The organism is Streptomyces laurentii, from assembly GCF_040635425.1.
GTDB lineage: Bacteria > Actinomycetota > Actinomycetes > Streptomycetales > Streptomycetaceae > Streptomyces > Streptomyces laurentii.
The window spans coordinates 39,077-58,269 of record NZ_JBEYHT010000005.1; the positions used below are offsets into that span (position 1 = coordinate 39,077).

The 19,193-nt window shown below is 72.8% G+C and carries 11 protein-coding genes; 2 read left to right on the plus strand and 9 right to left on the minus strand.

Annotated features, from left to right (window positions below; translation table 11 throughout):
• Positions 1-280 precede the first annotated feature (280 nt).
• On the plus strand, positions 281-1,378 hold the full coding sequence (locus ABZ693_RS04745) for an NUDIX domain-containing protein (protein WP_359873365.1): 1,098 nt from the start codon (positions 281-283) through the stop codon (positions 1,376-1,378).
• A gap of 28 nt (positions 1,379-1,406) precedes the next feature.
• On the opposite strand, the gene ABZ693_RS04750 is transcribed toward ABZ693_RS04745, so the two are convergent.
• From ABZ693_RS04750 to ABZ693_RS04790, 9 genes are all read right to left on the minus strand, one after another.
• A complete protein-coding gene (locus ABZ693_RS04750) occupies positions 1,407-2,231 on the minus strand; it encodes a multinuclear nonheme iron-dependent oxidase (protein ID WP_359873367.1) in 825 nt (274 codons plus the stop codon).
• Positions 2,228-2,869 (minus strand): hypothetical protein, encoded by a 642-nt coding sequence (locus tag ABZ693_RS04755; RefSeq protein ID WP_359873369.1) that lies wholly within the window; start codon positions 2,867-2,869, stop codon positions 2,228-2,230. Before ABZ693_RS04755 ends, ABZ693_RS04750 begins: the two co-directional genes overlap by 4 nt.
• Complete coding sequence (locus ABZ693_RS04760) at positions 2,866-3,798, minus strand: multinuclear nonheme iron-dependent oxidase (protein ID WP_359873371.1); 933 nt, start codon at positions 3,796-3,798, stop codon at positions 2,866-2,868. Before ABZ693_RS04760 ends, ABZ693_RS04755 begins: the two co-directional genes overlap by 4 nt.
• Positions 3,795-4,355, minus strand: a complete 561-nt coding sequence (locus ABZ693_RS04765; protein ID WP_359873373.1) for a GNAT family N-acetyltransferase — start codon at positions 4,353-4,355, stop codon at positions 3,795-3,797. Before ABZ693_RS04765 ends, ABZ693_RS04760 begins: the two co-directional genes overlap by 4 nt.
• A complete protein-coding gene (locus ABZ693_RS04770) occupies positions 4,352-5,251 on the minus strand; it encodes an arginase family protein (RefSeq protein WP_359873375.1) in 900 nt (299 codons plus the stop codon). Before ABZ693_RS04770 ends, ABZ693_RS04765 begins: the two co-directional genes overlap by 4 nt.
• Positions 5,244-7,010 (minus strand): B12-binding domain-containing radical SAM protein, encoded by a 1,767-nt coding sequence (locus tag ABZ693_RS04775; protein WP_359873377.1) that lies wholly within the window; start codon positions 7,008-7,010, stop codon positions 5,244-5,246. Before ABZ693_RS04775 ends, ABZ693_RS04770 begins: the two co-directional genes overlap by 8 nt.
• The gene (locus ABZ693_RS04780) at positions 7,007-9,109 is read right to left on the minus strand and encodes a B12-binding domain-containing radical SAM protein (RefSeq protein ID WP_359873379.1); all 2,103 of its coding nucleotides are present in this window, start codon (positions 9,107-9,109) and stop codon (positions 7,007-7,009) included. Before ABZ693_RS04780 ends, ABZ693_RS04775 begins: the two co-directional genes overlap by 4 nt.
• A gap of 2 nt (positions 9,110-9,111) precedes the next feature.
• On the minus strand, positions 9,112-9,381 hold the full coding sequence (locus tag ABZ693_RS04785) for a hypothetical protein (protein ID WP_359873381.1): 270 nt from the start codon (positions 9,379-9,381) through the stop codon (positions 9,112-9,114).
• A 438-nt stretch (positions 9,382-9,819) separates the two neighbouring features.
• Positions 9,820-10,185, minus strand: a complete 366-nt coding sequence (locus ABZ693_RS04790; RefSeq protein ID WP_359873383.1) for a hypothetical protein — start codon at positions 10,183-10,185, stop codon at positions 9,820-9,822.
• A 675-nt stretch (positions 10,186-10,860) separates the two neighbouring features.
• Between ABZ693_RS04790 and ABZ693_RS04795 the strand changes: the two genes are divergently transcribed.
• Positions 10,861-19,161 carry a type I polyketide synthase gene (locus ABZ693_RS04795; RefSeq protein WP_359873385.1) on the plus strand — a complete coding sequence of 2,767 codons (8,301 nt, stop codon included), beginning with the start codon at positions 10,861-10,863 and terminating at the stop codon, positions 19,159-19,161.
• Positions 19,162-19,193 lie beyond the last annotated feature (32 nt).

Genomic DNA, 19,193 nt, shown 5'->3' on the forward strand with positions numbered 1-19,193 from the left:
CTCTTGTGTAGTCGTGCCCCGGCACCCCCGGCGGTGGATTGTCATCGAATGGCACAAAGTCATCGGATCTGGCCGGATCCCACGCCGCGTCCGGAACACACGCACCACGAAGCCGCCCCGCCCCACGTGGCACGGCGACTGCCGAGCTCCGGTGTTTTGGCCGACTCATGGCTCGGCACGGGCCTTTGTGGCGTACGGGGCTGGGCACCCTGTACGCGGGGAACCGCGACCCGGCCGTGACCGACACCGGGCCGCACGGGAAGAAGGGAACACGAGCAGCATGGCCACGACGAGCACTCCGGACGAGTCCCCCGGCGCGAAGATGACCGACGAAGAGTACGGGAACCACCGGGCGGCGCACGCCCTGTGGGCCGGCACCTCGGTGCTGATCACCGACGCGCGGGGGCGGGTCCTCATCCAGCATGTCGACTATCTCGACACCTGTCTGCTGCCCGGCGGTGCTCTCGACCGGGGCGAGCCCCCGGCGCGGGGCGCCGCCCGCGAGCTGCACGAGGAGCTCGGGGTCACCGTCGTGGTCGAGCGCGGTCTCGCCGTCGACTGGGTCTCCCCCGGCGGGATGAGCGCGGCCGCGGTCATGCGCTTCCCCGGCGAGATCATCCATGTGTTCGACGGCGGCACCTGGGACGACGTGCGGATCGCCGCCATCCGGCTGCCCCCGAGCGAGATCACGGCCGTCGAGTTCGTCGAACCCGCCCGACTCCCCGATCTTCTCGCCCCCAGGGACGCCCGCCGTGCCCTCGCCGCGCTGCGCGCCCGGATCGACGCGGCGGGCACCGTGCTCCTGGCGGACGGTGTCCCCCTCGTCCCGACCGTCCTCGACCGGGCGGGCGTCCTGCGCACGCCCCGCCCCCGGCACCCGTACGCCTTCGATCCCTCGCCCGTGCCCGACCCGGACACGCCGATCCGGCAGGCCTGGGTCTGGGCCTTCGCCCCGGACGGGCGCGTTCTGGTCCTGCTCGATCCCGAAACCGGCGGGGCCTGTCTGCCCGGCGGCACGCCCGAACCCACCGACGGCGAGGACCCCGTGGTCACCGTGCGCCGGGAAGCCGCCGAGGAGGCGGCGGCACGGCTGACCGGGATCACGTACCTCGGCCACCTGCCCGATCCGGGCGCGGGCCGCACGCGCGTCCGCTACGCCGCCCGCCTCACCGCCCTGGGCGCCGCCGGCGCCGACCCGGCCACCGGTCACCCGTACGTCCGTGTCCTGGCCACCCCGGAACAGGCCCTGCAGCTCTTCGACTGGGGTCCGGCGGGCGCCGATCAGCTCGCCGCCGTCCACCAGGCCCGCGCCCGCCTCGGCCTCCCCCGGGCCGCCCCGCAGTCCGTGACCGAACTCGCCGGTACCACCACCTGGTAGCCCGGTGGCGGGAGGCGGGAGCGGAGGATCAGACGGCGGCGCCGAGAGCGGTCCGGATGTTGTCGACCGCGGAGACGAACGCGCCCGGCTCGCGCGGTTCCATCTCCAGGCAGATGTCCAACGGGCTTTCCGGTCCGCGCAGTTCGACGACCTCGGCCAGCAACCGGAACTCCTCGGGCGGGATGTCGGCGAGGTGCTGGTCCAAGTACATGGTCCGGCCGCCGAATTCCGCCTTCACGTAACCGGCGAGGTGGATCTCGGCCACGCGCTCCCAGGGGAACGAGCGGGGCAGTACAGGGCTGCGCCCATGCACATTGCGCTCGAACTGCAGGACGTGGGACAGGTCGAGACAGATCTGCACGCCCTCGGCGTCCGAGGCCTCGTCGAGGAACGACCACAGCGAGGGGGCGTCCGGAAGCCACTCCAGGGGCGGGTTCTCGACCCGGAACGGGATCCCGCACGCGGCGGCGATCGCCGTCGCGCTCTCCCGGCAGCGCGGGGCGGCCACGTTCATGTCCGGCGGACGGAACCAGGTGCCCTCGCGCCGCCCGTGGTACCAGAAACCGGCGTCGCTGATGAGCGCGGAGACCTCGTGCTCGCGTACGAGAGCGGCCAGCGACTCCAGCCAGGGCCCCGTGCCCTGTTCGGGCTGGGCCATGTTCATGTCCAGAGGGTGGAGGGTCAGACCGCACCCCAGGGCGCGCCGGGTGTCGATCACCCAGTCGGGGATGCCGGTGGCCGCATGGACGCCGTACTCCACGAAGCCGGTGGTCCAGCCGCCGGCCGCCTCGCCCTGGGTGTACTGGTCGCACGCCGCCTCGACCGCCACCCCGATGCGGACGGCGCCGGTCACCGCGCGCCGCCCGCGGGGACGTAGGACAGGGAGACGGCCGTCTCCCCGCTCCGGAAGACGACGATGCCCGGCCGCGGCTCGGGATCGGGCGTCACGTCCAGCGGCGGTACGCGCAGCAGCCACATGAGCGGCGCGGAGCGGACGAAGGTCATGTCGCGGTAGCCGACGACCTGCTGGAGCGTCTCCAGGACGTCGTGGCCGACGACGACGAACTCCTTGCCCGCGCGTTCCTGGACGCCCAGCGCCTCCTTCAGGACCGCCTGCTCCCCCGCGTCGAGCTTCTGCCGCTGGGGACTGGCCCACATCTCACAGCGGGCGAGGTCCTTCAGCCACGCCGGGTGTTCCTGTGCGAGGAAGTGGCGTACGAAGTTCACGGCGTGGGCGACGGGCTCGGTGTAGGCCCGCTCGTAGTCGCCGGACTCGCAGTACGGGCGCAGACCGTCGAGGGAGCGGAACGAGGACGCGACGGCGGCGGCGAAGTTGGGGGCCCAGCGGTGGAGGTCGTCGACGACCTGCGCCATCAAACGGGCCCAGGCCAGGTATTCCGTCGTCTTCTCGTCGTGCGGAGGCGTGCGGACCAGGGTCCGGAAACAGTCCTCGGCCGGCACGTCGTGGACGAGCTCTTCCGACGTGGTCATGCCATCGCCCTCTCTATCGCGTCGAGTCCCCGGTGCTGGACCTCGGTGGAGGCCAGCTCGGCTTCGTACGTCACCCAGCCGAGACCCGGCGACCGTTCCTTCACGATCCGCAGGACCTCCAGGCACCCCTTCAGGGGCGGGACGTTGTGGTTGTCGATCACCAGCGGCCTGCCGCCGTAACCGACCTTGCTCAGCCCGGCGATGTGCGCGACGCGGATGGCCTCGAACGGCACCTGCTCCAGTTCCCGCCACACGTCCATGCCCGCATTGACGCACCCGGCGTAGAAGTGCCCGATGTCGAAGCACAGCGTCGCCCCGCGCGCCACGAGCTCCCGCATGAAGCCGACCGGGCTCAGCTCGCCGGCGTGCGTCAGGCTGAAGGGGTTCTCGGCGTGGACCGGCGCCCCCAGCTCGCGGGACAGGCCCTCGACGTTACGGGCGATCCGCTCGGCGACCTCGTGGGTGAGCGACGCGGGGCGGAACCACAGGTTGCGCTCGTCGCGTCCGCCCAGCCGCCAGAAGCCGAAGTCGGTGACCATGTAGCGGGGCGCGGTGCCCGCGTGGTTCTCGGCGATCCGCCGGGCCTCGTCCTCGATGTCGAGGACGTCGGGCAGTTCCACCGACACCAGGTGACGGCCCAGGTCCGCGACGACGCCCTCGTCGAGGAGGTGGCGCACCCCGGCGTCCTTCGCCGGCGGGTGGTGCCCGCCGTACTCGACGTACGAGACCCGCCGGTACACGTCGTCCGTGTGACCGCGCTCCGGCACGAAGTCGGACAGGCTGATCCCGAGCCTGACCGCCCCCGGCTCCGCCTCGGTCTCCTGCTCCGAGTCCGTACCCTGCTCCGTGCCTTGATCCGTGCCCCGCTCCGGCGCGGGCGCCTCGGCCTCCGCCGTCCCCGCGCGCGCCGTCGTCCCTGTCCTCGTCACTTGCGCCCCTTGCTCCACTCGTGCCGCAGCAGTCCGTACACCAGCTCGTCGACGCGCCGCCCGTCGCGGAGCATGCTCGCGCGCATCACGCCTTCCTGGACGAATCCGGCGCCTTCGAGCAGGCGTGCGGAGCGCGGGTTGTCCCCGAAGACCTCCGCGGTGATCCGCTCCAGGCCGAGCACGTCGAAGGCGTGGCCGACCGCCTGGACGACCGCCTGGTGTCCGTAACCGTGTCCCCACAGCTCCTTCTCGCCGACGACGATGCCCAGCCGGCACCGCTGGTGCGCCCGCTCGATGAGCGCCAGATGGAGGAACCCGATGGGCTCCGCGCGGCCGGTGAGCCCGATCGCGAGGTGGACGACGTCCTCGCTCGGCCGCATCCACCGCTCCAGCGTCGCGGCGACCTGTTCACGGCTGTAGGTGTGGATCTCGTCGTCGCTCATCCGCTGGATCTCGAGGTCGTTCTTCCAGCGGACGAGCGGTTCGAGGCTCGCCGGTGTGTGCGGGCGCAGCTCGACGACGCCGTCGCTCGCCGGGGACATCGGCCTGTCGTTCATCGGGTCTTTCGCTCCTTGACGAGTTCGTGGGCGCAGCGCATCGCGATCTCGGCGGTCGTACGGTGGGCGGGGTCGGGCAGGACCTCCGACACGTCGGCGCTGACGACGGTGCAGTGGTCCGCGAGCCAGGACAGCACGTTCACGACCTGCTCGGGGGTGGCTCCGAAGGGCTCCCGGCTGCCGGTGTTGGGCACGTGGACCGGATCGAGCACGTCGATGTCCAGGCTGACGTGGACCTTCCTGCCGCGCAGCGCCGACAGGCCGGCGGGATCGACCTCGCGGACGATCGTGACCGGGCAGCCTGCACCGTAGACGTCGTCGTACGTGGTCCAGGCACGGGCGCCGACGTTCACGATCTCCCGGAAGGCACCGCCCGCGGCCATCGCGGCCACGAAATTGCCGTTGTGGACTCCGGCGGGGGCGCCGGCCCCGGCGGGTCCGTCACGGTCGTGGTCGAGATGCAGCCCCAGGTCCAGATGGGCGTCCAGGTAGACGTACGTCAGATCCTGGTGCCGCCGGGCCGCGGTCATCGCCACCGGGTAGCTCACCGTGTGGTCGCAGCCCACGGCGACGGGAACATATCCGGCCGCGAAGGCCCGTGCCGTGACCTCGGACGCGCCGCGGATCACGTCCGCCGCCTCGCCCGTCAGGACCCCGACGTCGACGGCCGAGGGCCGGTGGCCCCGCGTCCACGGGCCCATCCGGGCCGACCAGCGCCGCACGAAGGCGGCGGCGCCGTCGGAACTGTCCCCGAACCGCTTCGACAGGTCGATGTCGACCCCGAAGAAGCAGGCGGCCGCGGACTTTGCGGGTGCGAGGGCGTCGAGGGCCACGACCGGCGCGCCCCCGAATCCCACCAGCCCGGCGCCGCCGGGATCGTCGAGCGCCTCACCCATCCGCGCGGCCCTTCACGAAGTACGAGAAGGGTGCGACGGCGCCCGGGATGCTGACACTCAGATCGGGCACGGTGTCCCGGACCGCGCGGTGGCCGTCCCAGCGGTAGGGCAGGTGGACGATCCTCCGCGGGCGCTCGACCGCGGCACCGCCGGACCGGGCGGCCTCCAGCCGGTAGGCGGCCTCCTCGACGACCGTCCGCAGCTCCGACAGCCGGCTCTTCAGGTCGGGTGTCATGTCGGTGCGGACGAACCGGAGATGGTGTTCTCCGTGGTCGTTGGTCGTCTTCTGGTCCTTGAGGATCACCAGATTCGCGCTCTCGGGAGTGAACGCGAGCGGAGCGTGCGGCGTCAGCCCGAACGAGTGCACGCCGAGGGACTCCACGTACGGCAGGACCTCCTCCAGCCGTTCGAGCGTCTCGTCGACGTGGCGTATCTGCATGCGCGGGTGGTCGAAGATGAGGTTGGCCTTCACCTTGATGCCCTGCTCGCGCGCCAGCCGCATCGACCGCATGATGTCGGCGTACGTGTTGCCCTTCCCCATCCCGTCGAGGACCTCGTCCGCCAGCGACTCGACGCCGATCGTCACCAGATCGACCCCGGCCGCCGCCATCGCCTCGAAGTGATGGGCCTTCGCCTTGGGCTCGGCCCGGATCGAGCATTCGAGCCGCGCGCCGAGGTCCCGCAGCCGGCCCGCGCCGGCGTCCGCCAGCAGCCGGAAATACCCCATCGGAACGGCGTCCGAGATCAGGTCGATCCGCGAGACGCCGAGCTTCTCGACCAGCACGCCGATGTCGTGGACGACATCGGACGCCTTGCGGAAGAAGGCGCTGACCTTGAACGGGTCCTGCGAGGACAGGAAGGGGTAGTCGCAGAAATCGCACTTGCCCCAGTAGCAGCCCTCCGACAGGAGGACGGGATAGATGTGTTCCGGAAGGTAGTCCACCTCGGTGACCAGGTCGTACGAGAGGGCGCGCACCATGGACCGGACCGCGCCGCCCTTCGCCGAGGCATGGCGCAGTCTGCCCGTGCCGTCGAGGTAGCTGGCGTTCGCCACCTCGCCGGCCTCGCACGCGCCGCGCAGGAACGCCGCGAGCGTGGGGAACTCCCCGTACAGGCTGTACTTGTAGGCGAGGTCGGCCGAGCAGCCGGTCAGCAGCTGTTCGAGCGCGAGGTCGTCGGTCAGTTTGACGGCCGCTCCGCCGAGCACGATCCGCCCGGCGAATCCGGCCGCGCGCAGTCTCCGGCACAGCTCGGCCGTCGCCTCGGTCTGCGTGTGGAACAGCGTCGAGAACGCCAGGTGGTCCGGCTCGCGCCGCAGGATCTCCTCGCACAGCCGGTCCATGGCCACACCGAGCCAGGTGTCCCGGAACTCCGGATCGGGCACCGTGGCACGCGGGTTGACCAGCAGTTCGTGCGCGGCGTCCCAGTCCATGCCCGCCCGGGCCGCACTGACCTCCCCGCCCCGGCAGTAAGGGCTTTCGAGGAACGACAGGTACCGGCCGACACGGGTGAGGTCCTCCGATTCCAGGACGTCGCTGGACAGTTCGGCGACGGCGAGCTGCTTCAGCCGGGTGGTCACCGCCGCCCGTACGTCGTCGCCGCACAGCCAGCCGAAGAAGTCCAGGTTGGCATCGAAGAACTCGACGTCCACGCCGTGTGGCGTGAGCGCGTAGTCGAGCAGGAGCGGGGCCAACGGCGGACCGTTGACCATGCTCACCGCCTGCGGCGGGACGACGACGAGAAGTCTGGGCCGCGTCATGCCGTCTCCACCGGCAGGAACATCGCCAGCGAGTTCTTCACCAGGAAGTCGAGCAGGACCCGCACCTGTCGGGAGAGACCTTCCTTGGCCTGGAGCCGCAGCCACGTGCCGCCGTCGAACAGCGCGGCGAACAGCTTCGCCTGCTCGGGATGGAGGACGACCGCGCGCCCGGTCAGCCCGCTCAGCAACGTGGTCGTGCCCGACTCCTCGTGCGCGTGGTAGAAGGGAATGACGTCGAACGCCTTCCACGTGTCCACGTATCCCCACTGGGGAATGGGGAACGGCGCCTTGGGATTCCGTTCGAAGTACAGCAGGCTGTGCAGCGTGGACGTCGACCCGAGGAAGGGGTAGGGAAAGCCCCTGATCAGCCGGAGCGAGTGCGCGAAGTCGTCCTCGGGATAGGTGTCGATCTCCTCGCGGTGGGACCAGTTCATCTCCCACGGAATGGCCACATCGCCGGAGGGGTCGTAATGGACCTCGATCCCGTAGTGCTCGGGCCGCCGGGCGATGTCCGCGCCCGGGGTCAGCCCGAACTTCCCCAGCGCCACGGTCGCGGCGGATTCGAGCATCGCCTCGGCCGTGTCCAGCGTCACCTGGGCCTGTCGGCTGGTCTCACCGGGGTGCCCGGTGAAGCCCATGAGCTGCACGGGGATGCCGACGTCCGCGAACGCCGACACCAGCGTCTCGAGGCGGTGCACCTCGGTGCCCTTGTTGATGAGGTCGAGGACCTCCTGGTCCGTGCTCTCCATGCCGAACGCGGCGCCCAGGCATCCGGCCCGGGCGAACACCTCGGTGTTCTCCATCCGGAAGCTCTTCTCGAGCCGGAAGTCCGCCATCCACTTGATGTCCAGACCGCTCTCGATGAGCGCGTCGGAGATCTTCAGGGCATAGGCGGGCGAGAGCACGTCGACGGCGAAGAAGAAGTGCTTGGAGTACTGGGACGCCGCCTTCAGGTCCGCGATGACGGTCTCCGGCCGGCGCGTACGCCAGGGCGACGTCGGCGCGTTCATCGCCAGCCCGTAATCGCAGAACGAGCACTTGTTCCAGTAGCACCCGCGCGTCGGCGAATAGAGCGCACCCGGCTTCGGCGCGGCGTACAGGCTGTAGTCCCACACCCCGTAGTTGGGCGGGGGCAGGGAGTCGACCTTCTCGAAGAAGAACCGCTTCAGTGGACGCGGATCGCGGATGTCGACGAGATTGTCGACCGCGCCCAGCTCCTCGCCCTTCTGAAGGTGGTCGGCCAGCCGCGCGATGAGTGTCTCGCCCTCACCGGTGACCAGGTAGTCGACGGCGAAGTCCAGAATCCTCAGCTTGTCGACATCGTCGATGTACTTGTAGAACTTCGCCGCGATCGGTCCGCCGATCGCCACCTTGACGCCGCGCTGCTTCAGCCGGGTCGCCAGCGCCATCGAATGCTCGAGCTGGGAGATGAACGGGATCGTCAGTCCCACCAGAGCCGGCCGCAGAGCGGCGATCCGGTCGGCGTGGTGATCGTAGAACGCGTCCACGACGTCGATCCCGAACCCGGCCTCGACCTCGCGGCGCAGGGTCACCAGATTGATGCGGTCGTCCTCCGAGCCCGGAGGCGAGGCGCTGCTGAACGTACGGTAGGTCGCGCAGCGGGACAGCAGGGTCAGCAGCCGCGGCAGCAGACTGAGTTCGCGTACGGCCGCCAGGTACGCGGGCAGCTCGTAGAACGCCGTTTCGTCACGCAGGGTCGCGAACGCGCGCTGGAACCGTTCGCCGTCCGCGAGCACGTCGATGAACAGGGGGAGGAGCGAATCCTCCGCAGGAGCCTCTTCGTAGCGCTTCACGCACTCGGCGCGCAACTGCTCCACGACCGCGGGCGACATCATGTAGTGCCAGAACTCGATGGCGAGATCCCGCACGACATAGGAATGCCCGGAGTGGTCCAGCGCACCCGCGAGGTACGCGAGGCTGTGATAAGGCTGCGTGATGTCAGTCGTGCCGCAACATGCCAGGTAGACGACTGATCCGTCACTGTCAACGTGCGCCGTGCGTGACGTCCAGTCCCTGTCCTGCCGGTCGAGGACCTCCGTGACGGCGCGGGGCAGGACGCCCTCGAACCGGACAGACATGATCAGCGGTCGTACTGCCTGGCGATCATGGCGCCAGGGTTGACTTCAAGGGCCTGGACGACGCGGACATTGTCCGCGTTCTCCAGGTCCGCGGACGCCAGCATGTCGTCGAGCTGCTCGACCGTGAAGGCCGGACGCTCGTCCTGGGCCTGGGTGGCGGCGACGGCCGGCGAACCCATGGCCGTCACGGCCGCGGCGGCGACCGCGGCGGTCGCGGCTGCGCGGGCGATCTTCTTCCTGCCGCCGCCGGATGCCTGTTCGTCCTTGCTCATGGCGGTACCCCTTCCTCATCGTTCCCTGACGTCACCCGAATGAGCAACGCCCGGGGTTTTATAGCAGCGCCTCACCAGCCACGCCAAGGGTGCACGCACCACTTATCTCCTCACCAAATCGCCCTGAACAGCGCTTACTTGGGAACAAAAAACCGTGATGCGGCCCGCCGATCCGGGCGCGTTCACGCGCTGGGGGCCGGCAAGGGCGTCAAGGCGAGGGCGGCGGCTCGGGGCGAGGGGCGGCGTCGCGCGGCTGCCGGCGGACGAGTTCGAGCACGCCGGCCATGCCGCGCCGGGGAAGGAGTGAACGGGTTTGTCCGTGGGGTCGGCGCCGGCGGCCCAGACGCCTCGGAGGCTCGGTCGGCATCCCGTGATCGCCGCATAAAGGGGACACCGGACCGGGGCCGAATCCGGCCTTGCGCCTGAATTCGGCCTGAGCTAAAGGTCGTTGCAGATCGCGCGGGCCCGGTCGAGGTCCTTCTTCACCTTCGCGTCGAAGCCGAAGACAGCGTTGTGGCGGTCCTGGGACCGGCGGATGACCTCGGCGAGCTCCTTGTACGCCGGGTCACCGGCTGCCGCGGCCGCGGAAAGCGCCCCGGCGGCCATGTAGCGATTGAAGGCGATGTCCCTGGCCGGACCGTCCCCCATGTACTTCTTCTCGTCGAATCCGGCAAGTGCCTCGCATGCGCCACGCGCGTCCGACTCCGGAGTGCCGCCGGTGGGGGCGGGGCCGGAACTCAACGCCCAGGCGGCGCCCGTCCCCGCGGCGCCCAAGACGAGTCCGGCGGCAAGGGAGAGCACCACGATCTTCGTCCGGTTTCCGGGCCGCTGCTCGGCGGCGGCCGGGGCGGGGACGAAGGGGGCCTGAGGGGTGGAGGGGGCCTGGGAGGCGTAGGGATTCCGAGAGGCCGGGACCTGAGGGGTGTAGGCACTCTGGGGAGCATAGGGACCCTGAGAGGCGTAGGGGCTCTGAGGAGTGTAGGAGTCCTGAGGGGCGTAGGAACCCTCGGGAGGACGGGCGTCCTGAGGGGTGGAGGAGTCCTGAGAGGGGCGGGCGTCCTGAGGGGTGTGGGGCTGCTGTGGCTGCATCCGGCCAAAGGTAGCGCGGCCGGCCCACCGCCCGGGCGGAGGGATCAGCCCCGATGCCGCCCTGCGGCGGCGAGAACCACGCGGGAGGGCCGGCCCCGGAAGTAGCCCACGAGCAACCGGACTTGCCCAGGTCGGCGGCCTGACAAGACCTCGGGACGCTGCCTCACTCCATCGAGTGGACACCACCGGATCGGAACCGTGGCGGTTCCCCGGATGGCAGACTTCACCGGGCACGCCGGTGACCCCTCACCGGCGTCCGCCCGATGCCGTCGACGGCGGAGCCGGAGTCCTGTCAGGAGCCCCCGGGCCGCGGTGCCTTCCGGGGGACGTCCGGGTCGGCCTCCGGGGCGGTCCTTCCGCGTACGCCGGCGGCTGGAAGGAGGTCCCGCGATGGATCCGTACACCGGCATCGTCCGGCCGTTGCCCCGACTGCTCCAGGACCACGCCCGGCGCCTCGGGGACAAGGTCTGCTTCCAGGACCGGCGGAGACGGCTGACCTACCGGGAGCTGGAGCGGAGGACCGCGCGGCTGGCCGGCCATCTGGCGGGGCTCGGCCTGGCCCCCGGCGACCGGGCGGCCGTGCTCCTCGGCAACCGGGTCGAGGCGGTCGAGAGCCTGCTCGCCGTCACCCGGGCGAGCGGTGTGGGCGTACCGCTGGACCCGGGCTGCTCCGCGGACGAACTGGCGCGCCTGCTGGACGACAGCGGGGCGCGCGTCCTCGTCACCGACGACGTCGGGGTGACGCGTTGGCCGGCCCTGCCGCGGCGCACCGGGCTGACCGTGATCGTGGCCGAGGGCGGCGACGAGGGCGGTGATACGGGTGACGGGACGGGCGACGGCACCGGGGGCGTACCGCTCGCGAGGGCCAACGGCGTTTTGCCGTATGAGGAGTTGTCGGTCACCGAGCCGCGCACACCGGCCCGGGACGATCTCGCGCTCGACGACGTGGCCTGGCTGCTCTACACCTCGGGCTCCTCCGGCGTCCCCAAGGGCGTGCTGTCCACCCAGCGCAACCGTCTCGCGCCGGTGGCGACGGGCCTCGTCGGCGTCCTGGGCCTGTCCGAACGGGACCGTGTGCTGTGGCCGTTGCCCCTGCATCACGCGATGAGCCAGGTGGTGTGCTTCCTCGGAGTGACCGCGGTGGGGGCGAGCGCGATGCTGCTCCCCCGGTTCTCGGTGACCGGGGTGCTCGACGAACTGCGGGGCGAGGACGCCTCGTTCACTCTGCTCGGCGGGGTGCCGACGACGTTCTCGGCGCTGCTCGACACGGTCCGCGGCGAGGGCTCGGAGAGCCGCGGCCTCGGCGCCCCCGCACTGCGCGGCTGCGTCAGCGGGGGCGCGGCGGCCGGACCCGGCTTCCGCGAGGACTTCGAGGCGCTCTGCGGCGTCCCCTACCTGGAGCATTACGGCAGTACGGAGGCGGGCCCGGTCACCATGCCGGCGCCCGGCGAGGCGGCGACGGCGGACGGGGCGTGCGGCCGGGTGCTGCCCGGCACCCGGATCCGGGTCGGCGAGGGTCCCGACGGCCGGGACACGGGCGAGGGCGAGCTGTGGGTCAACGGGCCGGGGGTGATGGCCGGTTACCACGGCAGGCCGGACGCCACCGCCGAGGTGCTGCGCGACGGCTGGTTCCGCACCGGCGACCTGGCCAGGATCGACGCCTCCGGTGGACTCGCCCTGATCGGCCGGGTGAGCGATCTGATCATCCGGGGCGGGGTCAACGTCCATCCCGCGGAGGTGGAGGCGGTGCTGCGCCGGCTGCCGGGGGTGGCGGACGCCGCCGTCGCCGGGCGCCCGCACCCCGTCTTCGGCGAGGTGCCGGTGGGCTATCTGGTCCCCGACCCCGGGGGCGCCGGGCTCGACCGGGGGCGGATCCTCGCCGCCTGCCGTGCCGAACTGTCCGCCGTCAAGGTGCCCGTCGAGCTGTACGAGGTGGCGGACCTTCCGCGTACCGCCTCGGGGAAGATCCGGCGACGGGACCTGGCCGCCCACCCGGCGCGGGTGGGCGCGCTCGCGGCCGCGCGGCCGCCGGAGGATCCGACGGCCCTGGTACGAAGCGAGGTCGCGGCCGTCCTCGGCTGTCCGGTCCAGGCCGTCGAACCGGACACGGCGCTCCGGGACCTGGGGATGGACTCCCTGACGGCGACGGTGCTGCGGGAGCGGTTGTCGGCGGCGACCGGGCTGCCGCTCTCCGAGGCCGTCGCCTTCGACTTCCCCACGGCCGCCGCGCTCGCCGCCCATCTCCGGCAGCGCAGCGGCGCCGAGCCGGGTGCCGACGGCGGGCGGACGGACCGGGGCACGGCCCGGGCGGACGACGATCCCGTGGTGATCGTGGGAATGGCCTGCCGCTATCCCGGGGAGGTGGCCTCGCCCGAGGACCTGTGGCGGCTGGTGGCCGAGGGGACGGACGCGATCGGGCCGTTCCCCGCCGACCGGGGCTGGGACACCCGGGCGCTGTACGACCCGGACCCCGGCCGGCCCGGGCGGACGTACGTGCGCGAGGGCGGCTTCCTCTCCGGCGCGGACCGCTTCGACCCCGGCTTCTTCGGCATCTCGCCGCGGGAGGCGCTCGCCATGGATCCGCAGCACCGGCTGCTGCTCGAAGTGGCGTGGGAGTCCTTCGAGGACGCCGGCCTGGTCCCTGGCACCCTGCGCGGTTCCGCGACCGGGGTGTACGTCGGGCTGATGTACAGCGACTACGCCCGCCGGGTGACGCGGACGCCCGAGCGGGTCGAGGGGTACCTCGGCCTCGGCAACGCCGGAAGCGTCGCCTCGGGCCGTATCGCCTACACCTTCGGCCTGGAGGGCCCGGCTCTCACCGTCGACACGGCGTGCTCCTCGTCGCTGGTGGCCCTGCATCTGGCGGCCCAGGCGCTGCGCCGGGGCGAGTGCGCCTTCGCGCTGGCCGGGGGTGCCACGGTGATGTCGGGGGCCTCGTCGTTCGTGGAGTTCAGCCGGCAGCGGGCGCTGGCGCCGGACGGCCGCTGCAAGGCGTTCGGGGCGGCCGCCGACGGCACGGGATGGGCCGAGGGTGCCGGGATGCTCCTGCTGACCCGGCTGTCCGAGGCGCGCCGCGCGGGGCTTCCGGTCCGGGCCGTGGTGCGCGGTTCGGCGGTGAACCAGGACGGCGCGAGCAACGGGCTGACCGCGCCGCACGGACCGGCGCAGCAGCGGGTGATCCGGCAGGCGCTGGCGGACGCGGGGCTGACTCCCGGGGACGTCGACGCCGTGGAGGCGCACGGCACCGGCACCCGGCTCGGGGACGTCATCGAGGCGGAGGCGTTCCTCGCGACGTATGGACGGACGGGGCCATGGGAGCGGCAACGGCCGCTCCGGCTCGGCTCGGTGAAGTCGAACATCGGCCACACCCAGGCCGCCGCCGGGGTGGCCGGAGTGATCAAGATGGTGCAGGCGATGCGGCACGGCCTGCTGCCCCGGACGCTGCACGCCGACGAACCGACGCCCCGGGTCGACTGGTCGTCGGCGCGCGTCGAGCTGCTGAACCGGGCGGTGGCCTGGCCCGCCGCGGACCGTCCGCGCCGGGCCGGGGTGTCCTCGTTCGGAATCAGCGGCACCAACGCCCATGTGGTACTCGAAGAGCCTCCGCACGCCGGGGACGTGGACGGCGAGGTCCAAAGCGGCGGGGTCCAGGGCGGCGAGGCGACGGGCGGGAGGTCTGAAGACGGAGAGGCCACATCCGCCGGCCCGCTCGCCGTGGCCTTCCCGGTGTCGGCCAGGACCGGGCCGGCGCTGCGGGCCCAGGCGCGACGGCTGTACGAGCAGGTGACCGCCGCCCCGGACGCGGCCCCGGTGGACCTCGGATTCTCGCTGGCCACCACGCGTGCGTCCTTCGAGCACCGGGCCGTGGTGGTGGCCCGGGACCGGGCCGGGCTGCTCGCCTCCCTGCGGGCGGTGGCGGAGGACGGCCGCGCCCCGGGCGTGCGTACGGGCATCTCCCGCCGCCAGGGCTCCGCGGGCCTGACGGCCGTGCTGTTCACCGGCCAGGGCAGCCAACGCATCGACATGGGACGGGAGTTGTACATGTCACGGGCGCGGCATCCGGCGTTCGCGGCGTCGTGGGACGAGTGCTGCGAGCTGCTCGACCCGCTGTTGCCCGCGCCCCTGCGCGATGTCGTGTTCGCCGGGCCCGGTACGGAGACGGGCGCGCTCCTGGACACGACCCGGTTCGCACAGCCGGCTCTGTTCGCCCTGGAGACGGCCTTGTTCCGGCAGTTCGAGGCCTGGGGCGTACGGCCCGGTCTCGTGGCCGGGCACTCGGTGGGCGAGGTGACGGCGGCGCATGTCGCCGGGGTGCTGACCCTCACGGACGCGTGCACGCTCGTGGCGGCCTGGGGCCGGCTGATGGACGCCCTGCCCCCGGGTGGTGCGATGGCGGCGGTGGCCGCCGGAGCGGACGACGTGGCCGCCCAACTCGCCTCGATCGAGGGCACGGTGGAGATCGCGGCGGTCAACGGGCCCGCCTCGGTGGTCGTCTCGGGTGACGCGCCCGCGGTACGGGAGGTCGCGGACCGCTTCCGGGCACGGGGCCGTACGGTGACGCCGCTACGGGTCGGCCATGCCTTCCACTCGGCCCGGATGGAACCCGTACTGGCCGACTTCGCGAAGGTGGTCCGGGGACTGTCCTTCGCTCCGCCTCGACTGCCCCTGATCAGCGCCGTGTCGGGCCGGGCGGCCGCCGACGAGGAGCTGTGCGCGCCGGAGTTCTGGGTGGACCAGATCCGCCGCCCGGTGCTGTTCGCCGACACGGTGGCGTACCTCGGTGAGCGGGGCGCCGCCTCGTACGTCGAACTGGGGCCGGACCCGGTGCTCACCGGCCTGGTCGGCGAGTGCCTCGCCTCGGCCTCGACCGGCGCGAGCACGCGGGCGGGCGCGGAGTCCGAGGGGGACGGCGACCGGCCGGGCCCGGTACCCCTGGTGGTGCCGACTCTGTGCCGGAAGCGGCCGGAAGCGGACGCCCTGGTCGACACGGTGGCCGCGTTGCACGCCTCCGGCGTGTCCGTCGACTGGCAGGCGGTCTTCGCCGGACGCGGCGGTCGGCGCGTCGCCCTGCCCACCTACGCGTTCCAGCGCCGCCGTTACTGGCTGGAGCCCGACCCCGAGTCGCCGTCCGTATCCTCCCCGGAGACCGGAGCCGGCCACCCTTTCCTCCGGTCGGTCACCCCTACGGCGGACGACGACGGACTGCTGCTGAGCGGGATGCTCTCGGTGCGCGCACACCCGTGGCTCGCCGACCACGCGGTGGCCGGGGACGTTCTGGTGCCCGCGACCGCGTTCGTCGACATGGCCCTGCACGCCGGCGAGTCGGCGGGTACGGCCATCCTCGGCGAACTCGTGCTGACCGCACCACTGCCCTTGCCCGCCGACGGCGCCGTGGCCGTTCAGGTGAAGGTGACGAAGGCGGACGAGACGGGCCGGCGGGCCGTGTTCGTCCATTCCCGGCCGCAGCCTCCGGCGGACGACCGGCCCTGGGTCCGCCACGCGACCGGGGTGCTGTCGCCGGCGCCTCCGCCCGAGGAGGAGGCAGCGTCCCTGTCTCACCCGCCGCGGCCGCCGAGGACGGTTCCTCCCCCGCACTCCGATGCCTCCATGGGCGGACCGTACGAGCGGCTGGCGGCCTCCGGACTGAGCTACGGCCCCGCCTTCCGGGGCCTGCGGGCCGCCTGGCGACAGGGGGAAGAGCTGTACGCGGACGTCGAGTTGCCCGAAGCGGCCCAGGCGGCGCGCTCTGGGGCGGAGGGCTCCGGGTTCGTCCTGCATCCGGCGCTGCTCGACGCGGCGTTGCACGCTCTGGCCCTGCACCACTTGGGTGGCGTGGACGACGAGAGCGGCTCCGGAACGGCCGCTGCCGACGGTCCCCTGTCCCTCCCCTTCTCCTTCAGCGGCGTACGGGTATGGCGCGCGGGCCGCGTTCGGCGGGTGCGGGTGCGGCTGACGCCCGGACCCGACGGGCAGACGGGAGTGGAGCTGACCGACGAGACGGGTTCGCCCGTGGCGGCGATCCGTTCGCTGGCCCTCCGGCCCCTTCCGCGTACCGGCTCCACGCCGGCACCGGCCGCCACCCGCACGCTCTACCGGACCGACTGGGTGCCGTCGCCCCCGGAATCCTCCATGCCTGGGGCGTTGCCGCGTTGGGCGGTGCTGGGCACGCCCGGCACCCCTCCGGTCGACGCCCTCGCGCCGCCGGGGTCCGGTGTCCCCGTGTACCGCGCCCCGGCGGACTGCGACGGGTCGGCCGCGGTCGTCCTGGCTCCCTGCCCGCCGCCCGACACCGCCGGCGATGTCCGGGACTCGGCAGCCGCGCTGCTGCGGTCGGCGGACTGGGCACTGACGCTTGTTCAAGAGTGGCTGGCTCGACCGCAGTTGTCGCGTTCCCGCCTCGTCCTGGTGACGTCCGGTGCCGTTGCCGCGGCGGGTGACGGCGCCGGTGAGGATACGGACGGCGCGACCACGCCCGTACCCCCGCACGCCCCGGTATGGGGACTGGTCCGCTCGGCCCTGCGGGAGAATCCGGACCGTTTCGCTCTGGTCGACACGGACGAGCGTTCCGATGGCCGGCGCGGTCTGCTCGCCCTGCTGCCGGGCCTGTCGACGGGCTCGGTGCCGGAGGCGGCCGTACGCCGGGGGACGGTGTACGTGCCGAAGCTGGTGCCGTCGGCCGACCCGGCGCCGGAGCCGCGCGAGCACGGGCATCCGCGCCGGCCGCTCGACCCGGAGGGCACCGTCCTGGTCACCGGCGGCACGGGTTCGCTGGGCGCGCTGGTGGCCCGGCATCTGGTCACCGCGCACGGCGTCCGGCATCTGCTGCTCGCCGGCCGGCGCGGGCCGGACGCCCCGGGGGCCCGGGAGCTCGTCGCGGAACTGCGTGGGCTGGGCGCCGAGGCGGCCGTACACGCCTGCGACGTCGCGGACCGGACCGCGCTCGCGGCCTTGCTCGACGCGGTGCCGGCGGCCCACCCGCTGACCGGCGTCGTACACGCCGCGGGGGTGCTCGACGACGGCGTCGTCCCGGCGCTCACCACCGAGCGACTGCGGCAGGTCCTGCGGCCCAAGGCGGATGCCGCGCTCGCGCTGCACGAGCTGACCCTGGGCCACGACCTGGCCGTCTTCGCACTGTTCTCGTCGGTGGCGGGCACCTTCGGCTCCGCCGGCCAGGCCACCTACGCGGCGGCCAACTGCTCACTGGACGCCCTCGCGCACCACCGGGCGCGGCTCGGACGGCCCGCCACGTCGATCGCCTGGGGTCCGTGGCGGCAGGACGACGGCATGACCGCACACCTCGGCGAGACGGACCGGCGGCGGATGGCCCGTTCCGGCTTCGTCCCGCTCGGGGCGGAGGAAGGGCTGGCCCTTTTCGACGCGGCCGTGGCCGGTGACGAGCCCGTGGTGGTCGCGGCCCGCCTCGCCCCGTCCGCTGCTGCTGCCCACACGGGCGTCGAGGCGGGGACCGAGAAGGACGGGGATCGCGAGAACGACCGTGGCAGGCGTGGCGAGCGGGTCAGGCCGACGCTCGCCACGGTCCGGACCCTGGCGGCCCGGGTTCTCGGCCACGGAGAGGAGGCCGGCGAGATCGGCGCGGACACCCTGCTGGCGGATCTGGGGCTGGACTCCCTGGCCGCGGTCGAACTGCGCAACGAACTCGCGGCGTGGACCGGGCTGTCCCTGCCGTCCACCTTGCTGTTCGACTTCCCGACGCCGCGCGCGCTCGCCACCGAGCTGGGGCGGCGGTACGACACCGAGGCGCCGGCCGGGGACCCGCCGAGGCAGCCCGGACGACCGGCGGACGAGGGCAGGGGAGACGTCACGGACGACGCTCCGACACGAGGCACCGCGTCGCACACCGGGGCGCGGTCCGCCGGGGAGGCGCCCGACTCCCTGGGCGCCCTCTTCCGTACGGCATGCGTCCGAGGACGGACCTGGGACGGCATGGCGCTCCTCACCCTCGCCGCACGGCTGCGCCCCGTCTTCGACCGCGCCGGAGCGGCCGAGGCAGCACGAGCACCGGTCACGCTCGAAGCGGGTGACACCGGGCCCCGGCTGGTCTGTTTCCCCGCACTCAGCGCGCTCTCCGGGCCGCAGGAGTACGCGCGCCTCGGCGCCGGACTGCGGGGGCTGCGGCCGGTTTCCGCGCTACGGCACCCGGGGTTCGAACCCGAGGAGGCCCTGCCCGCCACCCGGGACGCCCTCGTCACCGCGCACGCCGCCGCCGTCCGGGCGGCCGCGCCCGAGGGCGCCGCCGTCCTGCTGGGGCGGTCGGCCGGCGGCTGGGTGGCACATGCCGTGGCCGAGCGGCTGGAATCCGAGGGCATGGCCCCGGCGGCCGTCGTCCTGATGGACACCTATCCCCCCGACCGGGGCGAGCGGGGCCGGGCGCTCTCCGCGATGACCTCGGACATGCTGCGGCGGGCGGCGGAGTTCGCCTCCACCGAGACCGGCCGGCTCACCGCCATGGCCGGGTACTTCGAGCTCTTCGACGGCTGGACCCCCGCGCCGCTCTCCTGCCCCACCCTGTTCGTACGAGCCCGGGCCCCGCTGCCCGGCGCCGCCCCCGCCCCGGACTGGAGCCTGCCGCACACCGAGATCACCGCGCCAGGGGACCACTTCACCCTGCTGGAGGAACACGCCCGCACCACCGCGCTCGCCGTCCACCGGTGGCTCGACGGCCCGGCCTGAGGTTCCCCCGGCGCTCGTCCGCTCCGGCGGCC